Origin of the sequence: Asaia bogorensis NBRC 16594, from assembly GCF_001547995.1 — a bacterium.
Taxonomy (GTDB): domain Bacteria; phylum Pseudomonadota; class Alphaproteobacteria; order Acetobacterales; family Acetobacteraceae; genus Asaia; species Asaia bogorensis.
In genome coordinates this window covers 2,945,056-2,960,086 of record NZ_AP014690.1, presented here as the reverse complement: position 1 = coordinate 2,960,086, position 15,031 = coordinate 2,945,056, and the positions used below count along the sequence as shown (strand labels likewise).

Genomic DNA, 15,031 nt, shown 5'->3' with positions numbered 1-15,031 from the left:
TAAGGTGATGAAATTTTTGGCCGGGTTGCGCGTATTGAAGTGCCGACACGCACAAGATCTGAAAACGTCGACAGGAGACGACCATAGCTAGACCACCGATGCAGGCCGCACCCACCCGTGAAGGGCCCCGAGTTAACGAGGAAATCCGTGTTCCTCAGGTGCGCTTGATTGACGCCGACGGCGAAATGGCTGGCGTCATGACAACGCGCGATGCTCTTGCACGCGCCTATTCGGTCGGACTCGACCTTCTGGAAATCAGCCCGACGGCTGAGCCGCCGGTCGTCAAGATTCTCGACTACGGCAAGTTCAAATACGAACAGCAGAAGAAGAAGAACGAAGCGCGCAAAAAGCAGAAGGTCATCGAGATCAAGGAAGTCAAGGTGCGCCCTAGCACCAATGAAAATGACTACCAGGTGAAGCTGCGCGCCATGAATTCCTTCCTGGCTGAAGGCGACAAGGTCAAGGTTTCGCTGCGCTTCAAGGGTCGCGAAATGGCCCATCAGGAACTCGGCATCAAGATGCTTGAGCGCATTCGCACCGAAATGGAAGACAAGGCCAAGGTTGAGCAGATGCCCAAGCTTGAGAACCGTCAGATGATCATGGTGCTCGCACCACGCTGACACTCGCCCTGTCGGTCATCGCCTATGGAAAAGCCCCGGTTCTCACCGGGGCTTTTTTTTGTCTCGCATACGGAGTCGCCATGACTGGTGCTGCCATTACAGGTCATGGCTGACGGGGAGACTCTCTGAATGCAGAGGGCGCGCGGTATTCCTGTGGGCAGGCGTCGTGTCTAGTCGGGCAGATCATGCCATGATCCTTGCGGCGGGGGCGATGACGCCGGCACCCTGAGCGCCCTCGCAAGGCCGTCCTTGCCATTTGACGGTGCCAAACGATCCGGAGACCATCAGAGGATCGCTGGTCATAGTGGAAAATGGGCCGTTTCAGTCACTCAAATCAGTACAGAAATCGGTGAGTGTAGCATTACGGTCGGAAGGGATACTCCGGTGGATGCTCATATATTGGGTGTATTGATCACCGATAACGTCTGTAGAGACGGCCCTTAACGAAGTTTGACATCTGTTACAGCTTTATGTCAGCGATTATGGCGATCTTCATATTTTTTAGGCTGGTTCCATCGAACTATATCGATGATTATGATTTTCTACAAAGTAAATCCCAAGAACAGATCGGTATCATTCTATGTTCGTGATGTATTTTAAGATCACGTTTGAGTGAGAATTTTGTCTGGAAATTAAGACAATTTAAATGCTCAGGGTGCAGACTAGTCAACATACAGAGCATAAAGTCTCTTTTAACGAAGAAAGAGGGTCGGATTAACGATGAATACGAATAGCACTGGCTCATTGACCAATATCTACACCGACCCTAGTGTGAGTGGGCCCAACCTGCCCATGAATACCCAGCAGGTTGTGAACGGGCAGATCGTCTATAACGCGTCGTCGTCCCAGCTCGGTGGTGGCCAGTCACCTGACTGGGCCATCATCCAGTGGAATCAGGCGACAGCGTTCGATCCGACCACTGGCGACGATACCCGCGTATGGGACCCCAATTTCGGCTATTCCGTCGGGCACTGGACGCAGGGCTCCGCAACATCGGCAGCGGGAAAAACAAGCTATAATGTATTCAAGGACCCGGATAATGGCCATTACATCTACCAGATGGCCGCGCAGGGCGGGAACCTGCTCGACGTACAGCTTGCCGCCGTCAAGGCAGTAGACGGGCAATATTCATTTAATCATCAGATCACAGCGTCGTTCAATCAGGGAATCAGCAATTATTCCGGAACGACCGGCGTATATCAGGCCGGCATCAACTTCACGATCAATTTCCACAGCCCGACCATGAGTTTTGGTCTGTTCTTGCAGTTTGAGACCGTCGACTACAAGGGCGTGCCAGAGACCTATATTTCCCTACCGAAATCTCTCGGTGGATCCATTTATAACTTCACCGGTATTCAGGCGGATTACATCAACCCCAAAGTCGCTTCGAATAACGGGGTCATGTATCAGACCACGGTTGATGTGAATCAGGGGCTGATGGCCGCGATCAAGGCCATTGTCGGGCTTTACCCCAACCTCGCCAGCGAGGTCGAGAATCTGAGCAACTGGTATCTGAGCGGTTGCTATATCGGTGTCGAGACGATCGGTACGGGTCAGGCGACCGACGTGACCGGTAATTACAATGTCGAAGACCCGACCATTACCTACGACACCAGCAAGACCCTGAGTTATGCCGACCGTTCGACTACGGCCAAGGTCGTGTCCATGACACCTGAAAACAGCGTAACAACAACGACAACCAGCGAGGTTTCCATGCCCAATCTTATCGTCAAGGGTGTCAACAACACCGTCAATGTGGCGTATACCTCCGGCGATACGGCCGGCATGATGGCGAAGTCCTATGCTTCGAGCATTCAGACGCTGCTGGCTGCAGGAACACTCGATAACAGCATTCTCTCGACTGGCTCGAACACCTTCGTGTCTTCCCAGAAGGCATCCCAGGCCATTGTGGATACCGCCGGCACGTATGGCGTATCAGGTAATTACACCAATATCGTCGTCGCCTCGACCGATACCAGCACGCTCAATGGCGCCACCACGCTTGATACCACACAGAATACTGCCAATTACCTGAATATCGTCTCGAGCAACCAGTATGGCTCGACGGTCAAGGTCGGGAATAATTCCGGCAGTTTCGCTGCCACCCAGGGCAATAACGTGTTCAACGCTGCTGGCTCAACCGGCAAATGGAATATTGCAACGGGCGCAGGCAATGACACCATTTACGGTGCCCAGGGTACGAACACCATCACCGGTGGCACGGGGAACAACCTTATCTATCTCGGGGGGTCGAACAACTTCGTGAATTCGGTCGGGCAGGACACGATTTATGGCGCTGCTGGAGCCATCGATACTGTGTCATTGCAGGGTGGCAATACAACGGCCTCGCTCAAGACCAATGCGGCCGTAATGGATTTCTCCAGCAACAACACGATTACCGTAGGGGACAACAGCACGGTGTACGGAGGCACGTCCTCGGTGGTCAATGTGAGCTCGGGCTCCGCCACGGTGACCGGCACCCAGGGCGATACGATTTCGGCAACGGGAAATCTTCAGGTCGTGCACGGCAGCAATCAGTCGATCAGTGTGAGCGGTGCCCTGAATTTCATCTCCGGCACCGGCAATACGGCCATCTCTGCCGGAAGCGGTACGATCTTCGGTGCTGACGGACTGACTGCGACGCTGAGCTCCTCCTCTCGCCTTCTGTTTACGGCCAACCAGCCCTACACCACAGGGGCACAGACCATTGACGGCCGCAACGTTGCGGGCGGTCTGTCGGCCTGGACCGGTGCTGGCCAGCAGACGGTTATTGGCGGCACGGCCTCCGACCAGTTCTACTTTGGCACGGCTTTTACCGGTACGTCTGACAGTGCGGCATCGGCAACGGTGACGGGCGGCTCCGGCGCAGGCAATCTGTTCGGTATGCTGAGCAACCACACCGCAGGCAGCTTTACGATCACCGATTTCCGGGCGGCCGATAACAAGTTCTTCCTTTATAACTACAAGCCGACCTCCTCGGATGCCGCAGCTCAAACCATCCTAAGCACCGCAACGGTGTCGGGCGGCAATACTTCCGTCATGATCGACGGGAATGCCAAGATCACGTTCATTGGCGTCACTGACCTCAAGACAAGCGATTTTACCATCAGCTGATGACCCATTCCCGCAATGTCCGCCTTCCTCCCGACACTACGGGATAAGGGCAGGCAGGGCTTCAACCGGCCACACGAGGGGATCGCCTGATTCTCCCGTGTGGCCGTATTCACGCCGGGCAACTGAATAAGTGTCCGAGAGCGCCAGTTCTGTGCAAGCGCCGAATACAGGACACGACCCATCCGTATGGGGCCATAATGTCATGTGTCCGGAGAGCTGGTTTTTCTGATGGGGGGTGGCGGAGAGAGTGGGATTCGAACCCACGGTACGCTATTAACGTACACACGCTTTCCAAGCGTGCGCCTTAAGCCGCTCGGCCATCTCTCCAGCGCGGGCGGACCATATCAGTTTTTATGGGGTGCGCAAGGGCTGCGATACGGAGTGCGGGCGTTTTTGACGAAGTTTCGTATCAGCGAGGCTGATTTCTGGCCGGGCGCGGTCTCGACGCCGGATGAGACATCCACGAAGCGTGCGCCACTCTCGGCAATTGCCTGGCCGACATTGTCAGGAGTAAGGCCGCCAGCCAGCATCCACGGGGAAGGCGCGAGCCAGTCACGAAAAACGTTCCAGTCCAGACGCAATCCATTCCCGCCAGGATTGGCTGCCGAGGCTGGGGCGCGTGGTTCGATCACGAGCGCGTCCACGTCATTGGCACGAGGAAGATCATCCTTCGTCGTAACCGGGCATGAAAGCCAGACCGGCCGTCCGAATTTCTCTCTTATGGCAGAGGCACGCTCTGGCGTGTCGTAAATTTGCAGGACATCGAGCGCGCACGCATCAAGGGCCGCCTCGATAGCTCTGTCATCCGGTTTGACGAATAATCCGACAAGATCGGGCGTGGCACCCTGATGTCGCGCCAGGAGGTTTTGTGCCGATGCGGGCGTGATATGGCGTGGTGAGCGGTCATAAAATACGAGGCCAATCCAGTCAGCCTGCGTCGCGCAGGCGGCCTGAAGGGCGAGTTCGGTTGTGATCCCGCAGATCTTCACGCCCACTGGCGCCTTACCGTCAGGAGCGCCCTGTTCAGCCCGACCGGGCTTCATGCCGTGGCCAGCTCGGCCTGGATCGCAGCCGCAGCAGCTGCGGGATCGGCTGCCTGGGTAATGGGGCGGCCAACAACAATCCAGTCTGCCCCTGCCTGCGCGGCCTGACGGGGTGTCATGATGCGTTTCTGGTCATTGGCCTCTGTCCCCGCAGGGCGGATGCCGGGCACGACCAGAACGGGCGCGTCACCCAGCGCATCACGCAGGGGGGCAATTTCCTCGGCCGAGCACACGAGGCCGTCCGCCCCTGCCGTCATGGCCAGACGCCCAAGACGTACTACCTGCTCACGGGGTGTGGCGGGCACGCCGATTTCCCGCAGGGCGGCCTCATCGATGCTGGTCAGTACGGTCACGGCAAGCAGTACCGGCCGGTGGAGCGGTGGGTAACTCGCATCGATTGCCTGCCGCGCTGCCGCGATCATGGCGGTGCCACCGCTGGCATGGATTGTCAGCAGCGACGCCCCGATCGGGGCGAGGCTGCTCAGGCCCTTGGCAACTGTATTCGGGATGTCATGCAGTTTGAGATCGAGGAAAAGCGGATTGCGGCCTGCGACCTCACGCAGGGCGGAAAAGCCCTGGGCATAGGTGAATTCCATACCAAGCTTGATCGCATCGACATGACCATCGAGCGCGCTCGCCCAGTGACGCGCCTGGTCCAGGCTCTGGGTGTCGAGGGCGGCGATCAGGCGGGTACGTTTCATGAAACTGTCTCGATACAGGGGCTTGGAACGGGGCAGGCCGCCCGGATGGGGAGGCCTGGTCAAATCAGGGGGCAGGCGGAACGGTGCTGGTCTGGGTTTCGTAGGGCGCGCGGCTTGGGTCAGTTGCGATTGTCAGGCGGTCAATACGCTGATGAAGGTCAAGCACCTGCGTTTCAAGGGCACGCACCTGTTGTTCGGCCTTGCGGGCTCGTGAGCGCTGCTTGATCTCGCCGATGAACATCACGAAACCGCCAATAAGGAAGCTGGCAACGCCTACGCCCAGAACCAGCATCCCGACCGAGAATTGCCAGCCATAGGAAACAATCCATAGAGGCTGTGCATCGGGGTTGCTCAAAGCAAAAGTGATGAGAATGACAAGAAAAACGACGATAACGAGCAGGCGAACCATCACAAAGACCCCTTATTTCCGGGTTATCGGCGCAAGAATTTCGTGCCGCGCATTCATCGTATCGCCTTAGCCCGGGTTCCTGTCAGCGGCAAGGTTTGTTGCTTTTTCTTGACCCCAAGGCAGATGGCGTGGTGGCGTGGCAGGCCGCTCATGGTCCTGAGGGAGGCTTAACCCCATCATGTCCCAGCTTATCATGTTCCGACCGCCTCTGCCGAATACGGATCGGTTATGGGCCGTCATGGCCTGGCAGGGGCGGCGCAGTCGTATCGCCAATGTGCATGCCACGCGTGAGGCCGCCCAGGCCGATTGTGAGTGGCGCAGCCGTCAGGTCCACGAATACCGGCATTTTCTGGCTTCTGAGCAAAAGGCACCGCTGCGTTACGATGTCAGGCAAATTGGTCGTGCTGAACTGCCTCGAAGCTGGTCGCCGCTGCCGGCTCTTGGCTTCCTGCGCAATCAGTCCTTTTGACAAGAGCGGATCAGCCTGTTCGTGGGCGGGAGCGTGCAGGGGCGTTAGCCGGATCTGTTTTAAAATATGAACAGAGCCGTGGTTTGGTCTGGTTCATCTGGTCTTGATCGCCAAGTCATGACAGAAGCACTGGCGCGCTATGCTTGTTATTGGCAAGCATAGTCATAGAAAGACATCAAAGGAACGAGACGTCATGTCAAAAAGTGAGAACAAGGAGCAGTCTGGACGTGCAGATCAGGCTGCCTTGGAGACATTGCTCGTCTCTGGAATGCAGTATCTGAAATCTTCCACGATTGCTTCTGTCGGGGCCCCCGAAGTATTTTTCAATCTGCCTGCCAGACCGCATATTGGCCTGCGCATTGATGTGAATGCCCGCCAGCTTGCCGAAGATCAGCCGAATTTCGAAGTCAGCCTGGCACTCCAGGGGCTTGGCTATCGCACGGCCCCCACGCCCGAAACGCCTGAGCCCGAGACGCTGTACAAGATCGAACTGGTGTATTCTGGTATTTTCACCGTGCAGAATGCCAGCCCCGACATGCTGGAGGAACTGCTTCTGGTCGAAGCGCCGCGTCGGCTTTTCCCCTCTGCACGCCATGTGCTGCTGAGCCTGATCCGTGAGGCGGGTTTCCCGGTGGCCAATATCCAGCCTGTCGATTTTCATGCTCTCATGCTGAGCCGCCGCGCCCAGTCCTGAGAAACGTGCGCCCTGATAAGCCCGGACCGGAACGATGACACAGACCCCCGATATCCTCTCTGCGTACGGCCCTGGCGACGAGCCGCGCGCCCATGTCCCGCTCTGGGCCGTTTTCGATCCTGACTGGTATCGGGAGCGCTACCGGGATGCAGTGATCGGCATGGTGGGCAACATGCCGGATGACCGGGGACTTTATGAATTCTGGCTACGTGACGGGGCTCGTTATGCTCATTCGCCCAACCGGTATTTCGATGAAATCTGGTATCGCAGGGCGCATTTCGATGTTGAGAACGGCATCAGGATGGGGGTGTTTGACTCCGGGTTCCAGCATTATTGCGAGACGGGTCATCGCGGCCGCTCCTGCCACTGGCTGTTTTCAGAAGGGGGATATTTCAGCCTCAACCCCGATCTGACCCCGTCGCTGGTGCGTGAATTGGGCTTTGCCAATGGCTATGACCATTATCTGGCGATCGGGCAGGTGGAGCGGCGTGCCAGTTCCGCGTTCTTTGTCCCCGATCTGCTGCGTGCAGGGATCTTCCAGTATCGCTTGCCGTTCGATCCGGCTGCGGGTGAATTCTCCCGTCTGCTGACAAGCACAGATCTCGGGGCTCTGCGTACGTCCTGGTATTTCGATCCGGTCTGGTATCTCGACCAGTACCCCGAGGTCTCGGCGCAGATCGCAAGCGGGGAATATGCTTCGCCCCTGCATCATTATCTCTCCAACGAGACGCCTACGGCCTACTCCCCCACCCCGTATTTCGATGAGACTTTCTATCTCGCGCGCTACGAGGATGTGGGCAGGCAGGTCGCCGCGCGTGCGCTTCGGAACGGCTATGAGCATTTCGTGCGTTTTGGTGTGTTCGAGGGACGTCATGCGACCGAGGAGATCGCTTTCCCTCCCTTCTCCTGTGACGGTGACATGCCGGACTGGAAGGCGATCTGCGACAACCCGTACACGGCCTTTGTAAAGCGCGACGGCGAAGCAGACGAAGCGGACATTCCGGAGCTTCCCTCACTGCGCGCGCTGGCATCCCTGCAGGCCTTGCGCGGTGAGAGTCTGTTGCCGCTTCTCGCCCGGACACCGCTCGATTTTCGCTATGTAGGCCAGCCTGCCCTTAGCGTGATCATCAATGCCCCTGAAACATTCCTCGATCTGATCCAGACGCTTGCGTCGCTGCACGATGTCAGTTGCGGGGCAATGCAGGTCATTCTGCTCAGTGGTCATGCGCGGGATGAAACAGCTAATGTCGCGCGCTACGCCTATGGTCTTGAGGTGATTTCCTCCGAACAGGGCAATCTGCAGGGGGGCTGGCGACGGGCTGGCGCTGCAATCGCAGCACCTCAGGTTCTTCTGATCGACCCGGGTACCACGCTATTTGCCGGGGCGCTGAACACCGCTATCGCCCGTCTCGCGCAGCCGGGCGTCATTGCTGTCGCACCGCAGATACTGGGACTGGATCTGCGGGTCGTCGAGGCCGGTGTGAGTGTTGCACGTGATGGAAGCTGCACGGCTCATGGTGCGGGTGAGGACGCTTTTGCTCCGATCGTGAACTTCGTGCGTACTTGTGACGGTGTCGGGGGCGGCGCCCTGCTGTGTCGTACCACTATACTACGTGCCATACCCGCAATCGATGATGGGCTTGGCGCGCTGCGTATCGCCGCGCACTCATGGGCTGGCCTGTGCCTGACCCTGCGCCAGATCATGCGTTCCGGTCGTATAGTTTACGATCCTAATTTTCTGATTCGTGTGCCTGAACGCGAGATAGCTGGCGAGGCGCTTGTGGCGCAGGAGGCGTTGATACTGCGTCGCCATTTTGCAGAAGTGCTTCGTGGCAATCAGCCGCATCGCCCTGGCAGTGCGATCATGTTGCACAAGCCGGTTCGCTGGGGGCAGCGCATCCTTCTTGTCAAAAGGGCAATTTCAAGCGCTCAGCCTATGCAGCGCGAGCGCCTGCAATCCCTGTGCCGCGCTTTCGTGGCGCTCGGTCTGCAGTCTACGGTTTTTGCCCTGGATGAGCAGCGCCCGCATACAGAGGCGATAAGCGCCGCTCTGCCTGACGAAATTGAACACCTGCAAGGGGGTATTGAGTGTCTGGGGCAACTGATCGAGCAGCGCCCGCGCGGCTTCGATCAGATATGGATCATGGGCGGCCATACGCTCAATGCCGTGTTCCAGCTCTTCAATGACAAGGCGGCCCTTCTGCCTGAGGAGGGTGTGATTCTGGATTTGCGGTCGCTGGATGCTGTCCAGGCCCGGTTTGACGCCCGCAAGGTGCAGGCGGTTCGCGACAGGATTGACGAGGCCGATTTCGATCAGGCACTGGCGGATGAAGTGGCCAATGCCTGGTTCTGCCAGGATATCGTGGTTGCCGATGTGGCTCAGGAGCAGGTGCTTGGCAAGGTTGGTGTCACCGGCGTGACAATTCTCGGGGATGATCTGCCCCTGCATGACAGTCCGGACTTCGATAAAAGACACGGCTTGCTTTTTGCCGCTCAGCCCGCGACGGCGCCGGGTTACAGCGCGACCTTTCTCAAATGGTTCGTGCGCAACGTCATGATGCGCCTCAACGGGCGTCTGGCCGAACCGGTCAGACTGGTTCTGGTCTGCGAAACCACCCAGTCGCATGATCTCTCAATGATCACGCATCATCAGAATGTCGCGCCATTGCGTGATGGTCAGGCAGATTTCGCGACACTCGCTGCGCAATGCCGCCTGTTGATTACACCCGATCAGGTTGAGGGCCATGTGGCATTCGACCGTCTTGCCGCCGGAGCTTGCGGACTGCCTGCCGTCACGGGCGGCGAGGCAGCATTGCAAGGCGCCGTGTCAGCGCCGCTCGATCCGACAGCGTTTGCAGAGGCGATCATCACCCTTTATCAGGATCGGGAGACGTGGCAGCGTCTGTCCGATGAGGCGAGGCAGCAGGCACGAGCGATGACGACCGTCTATCGCGACACGCTTGCCTCCTTGTTGCGACAGAGCTTGGTAAAGGAAGAGATGCGTGACTGACAGCACGGCAGCGGTATTGCAGCAGGTCGACCGGGATCTGGAAAAAAGTCTGGATCGTCTTTTTGCCTTCCTGCGCATACCGAGTGTTTCGGCTCAGCCGAAACATGCTGCCGATTGCAGGGCCGCCGCCGAATGGCTGCGTGAGGAGCTCTCAGCCCTCGGGTTTGATGCCAGCGTGCGTGAAACAGCCGGGCACCCGATGGTTGTGGGTCATGAGCAGACAGCGTCATCCGGCCTGCATGTGCTGTTTTATGGCCATTATGACGTTCAGCCCACGGACCCGCTCAATCTGTGGAAGAGCGATCCCTTCGACCCCGCGATTGTGACGGAGGCCGATGGCCGAAAGATCATCGTGGCGCGTGGTGCATCGGACGATAAGGGACAGTTGCTCACCTTCATCGAAGCCTGCCGTGCCTGGAAAGCGATCAAGGGCGATCTGCCGTTGAAGATCTCGATCCTGATCGAGGGTGAGGAAGAAAGCGGCGGGGCCAATCTGATGCCGTTCCTCAAGGCCAATGCCGCAGAGCTCAAGGCCGATGTGGCGCTGATTTGCGACACCGGTATGCCCGATCGGCGCACACCGGCGATCACGACGGGGCTGCGTGGGCTGGTTGGTGAGGAGGTGGTGATCGACTGTGCCACGCATGACCTTCATTCAGGCATGTTCGGTAATGCAGCGCGCAACCCCATCGAACTGCTCTGCAAGGCGCTTGGCAGTGTGCGTGACGACAAGGGCCGTGTGACGCTTCCCGGGTTCTATGATGGGGTGGTTGCACCATCCGACACGGTTCGCGCTCAGTGGCGGGCCATCTTCCCGGATGATGCAGCGACACTTGGCCCGGTGGGGCTGTCGAGCGCTGCCGGTGAGGATGGCTTTACGGCCATCGAGCAGATCTGGGCCCGGCCAAGCTACGAGATCAACGGGATTTCAGGTGGGTATGAGGGCGATGGTTTCAAGACCGTGCTCCCTGCCCGTGCAATGGCCAAGGTTTCGTTCCGCCTGGTACCGGGGCAGAACCCGGAACGCGTGCGTGAGGCGTTCCGCGCCCATATCCGATCGGTCCTGCCGGTGGATGCCAAGGTCAGCTTTGCCGAGCATGGTGCATCGAGCGGCTTTGCCGTGCCGGAAGAAGGGCCGTTTCTGAAAACGGCTCTGGCCGCGCTGGGCGAGGAATGGGGCGTTCCTGCCGTATCGATCGGTTGCGGTGGATCCATTCCTGTCGTTGCCGAGGTCAAGGAAGCCCTCGACATGGACTCGCTTCTTGTCGGGTTCGCTCAGGATGACGATCGTATCCACTCGCCCAACGAGCAATATGGCGTCGAATCCTTTCATAAGGGAATTCGCTCCTGGGTTCGTATTCTGGATGCCTTTTCCACCAAGTGACCCTTGAGGGGGCATGATGCTGCCTGCACTCACGATGGGCGATCCCGCCGGGATTGGCCCTGAACTGACCGTCAAGGCCTGGGAGCAGCTCAGGACCCAGGGCGAAGGGTTTGTGTGGATCGGTGATCCGGCTCTGATCGAGGGGATCCCCACGCAGATCGTGAACGAACCCGAGCAGGCAGGAGCGGTATTCGCCCATGCCCTGCCTGTTCTGCCCGTGTACCTTCCCGGCCCTGTTGTGCCGGGTCAGCCCGATTCCGCAATGGCAGGTCAGGTGATCGCCTCGATCGAGCGCGCGACCCGGCTGGCGCTTGAGGGGCGTGTCAGTGCCGTCGTGACCAACCCGATCAGCAAGGCGGTGCTGAAAGCTGCCGGTTTTGGCTTTCCGGGGCATACCGAATTCCTGGCCTCGCTCTGCGGCGTGCCGGGTGAGGAAATCATGATGCTGGCCTCGCCACAGCTGCGTGTGGTGCCGGTAACGGTGCATGTCAGCCTGCGCGAGGCGCTGGACAGTCTGACGACGGATAAAATCGTGCAGGTTGGCAAGGCACTTGCCCAGGCTTTGCGCCGTGACTTCGGGTTTGAGGCGCCACGTATTGCCGTGGCTGGCCTGAACCCTCATGCGGGCGAGGGCGGGGTGATGGGCCTGGAAGAACAGGTCATGATCGAGCCGGCCATCAGGATTCTGCGCGAAGCTGGCATTGATGCGAGCGGCCCGTATCCGCCCGATACGCTTTTCACGGATCTTGCGCGGCCACTCTATGACGCGGCTTTGTGCATGTATCACGATCAGGCGCTGATACCGCTCAAGACGCTCGACATGGCCAGCGGTGTGAATGTGACACTGGGCTTGCCCATTGTCAGGACATCGCCCGACCACGGGACAGCCTTTGCAATTGCAGGTAAAAACAGGGCCGATCCGACGAGCCTGCTTTCAGCCTTGCGTCTTGCGCGCGACCTTGGCGTGAGACGTGCCTCAGGCAAGGAAAAAAGACCATGATCCGACTTGGCGTGAATATCGATCACGTGGCGACCGTCCGTAATGCACGCGGTGGCACGCATCCCGATCCGGTCGGGGCAGCCCTGCTGGCAGCCATGCATGGCGCTGACGGTATTACGGCCCATCTGCGCGAGGACCGGCGCCACATACGTGATGAAGATATGCAGAGGCTACGTCGTGAACTGACTGTGCCGCTCAATTTCGAGATGGGCGCGACGGAAGAAATGGTTGGTATGGCCTGCGCCTTGCGCCCTCATGCCTGTTGTCTTGTGCCCGAGCGACGCGAGGAAGTGACGACCGAAGGCGGGCTCGACGTGGCAGGCCAGATGAATGATCTACGCGGCAAGGTGGCGAGGCTCAAAGACGCCGGTATCCGTGTCTCGCTTTTCGTGGACCCTGACCCTGCCCAGATCGAGGCTGCCGCCGCAATTGGTGGACAGGTGGTGGAACTCCATACCGGCGCTTATGCCCATGACGACGGCGAGGCGGAGTTCCGGAGGCTTTTTGCAGGTGCGCAGGCCGCCACGGCAAACGGGCTGGAGCTTCATGCCGGTCATGGGCTCACTTACGCCAATGTGGGACGGGTAGCGGGTCTGCCCGGGCTGAAGGAGCTCAACATCGGACATTTCCTGATTGGCGAGGCAATCTTCAGCGGCTTGCCCGCCGCAATTGCCCGCATGAAGCAGGAAATCGCGACAGGAGCGCTGTTCAGGGCCGTGGTACGATAACCGGCTTTGATTTGTCGGTGTAGTTCGGCACGGTCTCGCCGGACTGCTTGTTGTAGGTCGCAGTCGTGCTCTGATTAGGCGCCGCAGGGGAGTGGAAGGCGGAAACCGGCCCGAATGGACCACCGCTGACCTTGCGCATGCTGGCCTCGGGCTGTCTGGCGCACCCACGGGTGATGATCGAACAGATACCGTCGGATCCGATGATCTCGTCATCATCACCCGCGTAATGGACCTCGGAGACCCGGTCATGGTCGAGGCGGATGATCGCCTTGCAGGTCGTGCCTGCCCCGCCGAGGGTGACCTGGGTCATGTTCAAGAGTTGTTGAACCGGGATGATGGTTGAATCGCTTGCCGTGGGCAGGTTCATGGTCGCAGTATACTGATAGATCTGCGTGGTGTCGTTCAGGGTCTTGGTTGATGCCGGAATGCCGGCACAGGCCTGAAGGTCGTTCGATGTCATGCCAATCATGGCAAGCTGTGCCCTGTGGGCTTCGCGAGAGTCGAAATAGCCGCAGCCAGTGAGGCCCACGAGCGGTAGAACGCCGAGGGCGAGACGCAGGGTGGAAGTCAAAGATTTTCCTCGATGCGAAAAGGGAGCAGGGAACCCGGAAGGGTTTCGTTATGACAACAGAACTTGAGGGAAGAAGTTCTGTGTGCCTGCTCACGCCACGCGATTCAACGCCTGGAATGTAACCTTAACGCATTTAAACATGCCTCGCGTTGCAACGCATAGACAATGTCGTGCGTCGCCATGACCATGGGCGCAACCTGATGCTTCCAGCGTGCTTCGCCGGCACCGCATATGGCGCGGCCTGAGTAAGGGCTGCGCGAAACCGGCGACAGCACTGCAAGCCCTGACAGCGCATCATTCTGGAGTCTTGCCCGCAGGGCGTGCTGCATGGCGGATCGCTCGAACCGGGGGGTATAATCGAGCAATGCGCGCAGCGTGGCCGAGCTCAGCGCCGGGTCATTTGCTGCGATATTCTGTTCCACCTTGGCCCAGTCATGACTGAGCGTAAGCGACCATGCCACGGCACGGGGGCCGTCGCTTGAAATCTGTTGCGAGAGCGCTGATCCGAAATGGGGCGGCACGGCAGCAGCGAGGCTCGACCCGGTCGAGGCAAGCGCGAGAAGCGCAAAGGCAAAGAGGATGCGGCGCATGGTTCTCCCTGTCTTGAAAGTGCCGGTTCAATGACGAAGGCGTGAACCGTGCCGATCAATCATGGCAGCATCGTGGCCCAATCCGGAATTTTCGACATGCGTTAAAGGTGGTTTCACAGGGGGGCGGGATGTTCTACAGATCGCACAACCTGCCAAATTCCAGGAGTTATCATGGCTGCTATTTCTGCTTCGGAGCTGTCCCGTCTGCAAACGACCCTGCGTCGTCTGCTCGGTTCCCAGCAACTGACGATCAATGCCCCGGCACGCGCTGGCCACACGGTTGAGCTGGCCGTCAATGGCGAAGTGATTGGCACAGTGCACAGGGATGATGATGAAGGCGAGGTCTCCTATGCCATCCACATCACCGTTCTCGAAGAAGACCTTCCTCCGGCCTGATTGGGGGCGTTATCGGGGACGTGATGCCGGGCATCGGCTTTTCTTTCCGCAAGGTCGCGCAAGAAAGGCAGGCCGTGCCCGTCCTCAACGAGTCCTGACCTCACAGGCAGGCGCGGGGTCACTCCCTTTCCGACAGATACCGGATTACCCCGGAGCGTATGAGGGCGATGCCGAGAGGGCGGTGACGGCCGGCATTTCCCTGCCTCAGTTTGGCCTCTGTCCCCACTCACATTATGCGCAATGTCTGAATCATCAGGGCAGGGTTCCCGGCAAGGGCGGCGCCTGCGCGGTCTGTACGTATG

At 58.8% G+C, this 15,031-nt stretch carries 14 protein-coding genes and 1 tRNA gene; 9 read left to right on the top strand and 6 right to left on the bottom strand.

The window, feature by feature from the left end:
- Positions 1 to 98 precede the first annotated feature (98 nt).
- Together infC and Asbog_RS13000 are read left to right on the top strand one after the other, a co-directional pair.
- A complete protein-coding gene (gene infC, locus Asbog_RS13005) occupies positions 99 to 620 on the top strand; it encodes a translation initiation factor IF-3 (protein ID WP_023979861.1) in 522 nt (173 codons plus the stop codon).
- Positions 621 to 1,340: 720 nt separating this feature from the next.
- The gene (locus tag Asbog_RS13000) at positions 1,341 to 3,734 is read left to right on the top strand and encodes a beta strand repeat-containing protein (RefSeq protein WP_062165450.1); all 2,394 of its coding nucleotides are present in this window, start codon (positions 1,341 to 1,343) and stop codon (positions 3,732 to 3,734) included.
- A gap of 236 nt (positions 3,735 to 3,970) precedes the next feature.
- On the opposite strand, the gene Asbog_RS12995 is transcribed toward Asbog_RS13000, so the two are convergent.
- From Asbog_RS12995 to Asbog_RS12980, 4 genes are all read right to left on the bottom strand, one after another.
- A tRNA-Ser gene (locus Asbog_RS12995) sits at positions 3,971 to 4,061 on the bottom strand.
- Positions 4,062 to 4,078: 17 nt separating this feature from the next.
- Entirely contained in the window at positions 4,079 to 4,777 is a 699-nt protein-coding gene (locus Asbog_RS12990; RefSeq protein WP_062165449.1) for a phosphoribosylanthranilate isomerase, read from the bottom strand.
- Positions 4,774 to 5,478, bottom strand: a complete 705-nt coding sequence (pyrF, locus tag Asbog_RS12985; RefSeq protein WP_062165448.1) for an orotidine-5'-phosphate decarboxylase — start codon at positions 5,476 to 5,478, stop codon at positions 4,774 to 4,776. The genes Asbog_RS12990 and pyrF overlap by 4 nt, the downstream gene beginning before the upstream one ends.
- Positions 5,479 to 5,542: 64 nt before the next feature.
- On the bottom strand, positions 5,543 to 5,887 hold the full coding sequence (locus tag Asbog_RS12980; protein WP_062165447.1) for a LapA family protein: 345 nt from the start codon (positions 5,885 to 5,887) through the stop codon (positions 5,543 to 5,545).
- 178 nt (positions 5,888 to 6,065) lie between these two features.
- On the opposite strand from Asbog_RS12980, the gene Asbog_RS12975 reads away from it, so the two are divergent.
- From Asbog_RS12975 to Asbog_RS12950, 6 genes are all read left to right on the top strand, one after another.
- Positions 6,066 to 6,356: a hypothetical protein gene (locus Asbog_RS12975; protein WP_023979856.1), complete on the top strand. Its 291-nt coding sequence runs from the start codon at positions 6,066 to 6,068 to the stop codon at positions 6,354 to 6,356.
- A 193-nt stretch (positions 6,357 to 6,549) separates the two neighbouring features.
- Positions 6,550 to 7,050 (top strand): protein-export chaperone SecB, encoded by a 501-nt coding sequence (locus Asbog_RS12970; RefSeq protein ID WP_023979855.1) that lies wholly within the window; start codon positions 6,550 to 6,552, stop codon positions 7,048 to 7,050.
- A 34-nt stretch (positions 7,051 to 7,084) separates the two neighbouring features.
- Entirely contained in the window at positions 7,085 to 10,060 is a 2,976-nt protein-coding gene (locus Asbog_RS12965; protein WP_062165446.1) for a glycosyltransferase family protein, read from the top strand.
- On the top strand, positions 10,053 to 11,444 hold the full coding sequence (locus tag Asbog_RS12960; RefSeq protein ID WP_062165445.1) for a M20/M25/M40 family metallo-hydrolase: 1,392 nt from the start codon (positions 10,053 to 10,055) through the stop codon (positions 11,442 to 11,444). The genes Asbog_RS12965 and Asbog_RS12960 overlap by 8 nt, the downstream gene beginning before the upstream one ends.
- Before the next feature lie 13 nt (positions 11,445 to 11,457).
- Positions 11,458 to 12,444, top strand: a complete 987-nt coding sequence (gene pdxA / locus Asbog_RS12955) for a 4-hydroxythreonine-4-phosphate dehydrogenase PdxA (RefSeq protein ID WP_062165444.1) — start codon at positions 11,458 to 11,460, stop codon at positions 12,442 to 12,444.
- Positions 12,441 to 13,172 (top strand): pyridoxine 5'-phosphate synthase, encoded by a 732-nt coding sequence (locus Asbog_RS12950; RefSeq protein WP_062165443.1) that lies wholly within the window; start codon positions 12,441 to 12,443, stop codon positions 13,170 to 13,172. Before pdxA ends, Asbog_RS12950 begins: the two co-directional genes overlap by 4 nt.
- Here the strand turns inward: Asbog_RS12950 and Asbog_RS12945 are convergent.
- A complete protein-coding gene (locus tag Asbog_RS12945) occupies positions 13,153 to 13,743 on the bottom strand; it encodes a hypothetical protein (protein ID WP_062165442.1) in 591 nt (196 codons plus the stop codon). The two genes, Asbog_RS12950 and Asbog_RS12945, sit on opposite strands and share 20 nt — an antisense overlap.
- Positions 13,744 to 13,847: 104 nt before the next feature.
- Positions 13,848 to 14,333 carry a hypothetical protein gene (locus Asbog_RS12940; protein ID WP_023979849.1) on the bottom strand — a complete coding sequence of 162 codons (486 nt, stop codon included), beginning with the start codon at positions 14,331 to 14,333 and terminating at the stop codon, positions 13,848 to 13,850.
- A 171-nt stretch (positions 14,334 to 14,504) separates the two neighbouring features.
- On the opposite strand from Asbog_RS12940, the gene Asbog_RS12935 reads away from it, so the two are divergent.
- The gene (locus tag Asbog_RS12935; protein ID WP_023979848.1) at positions 14,505 to 14,729 is read left to right on the top strand and encodes a DUF3126 family protein; all 225 of its coding nucleotides are present in this window, start codon (positions 14,505 to 14,507) and stop codon (positions 14,727 to 14,729) included.
- Positions 14,730 to 15,031 lie beyond the last annotated feature (302 nt).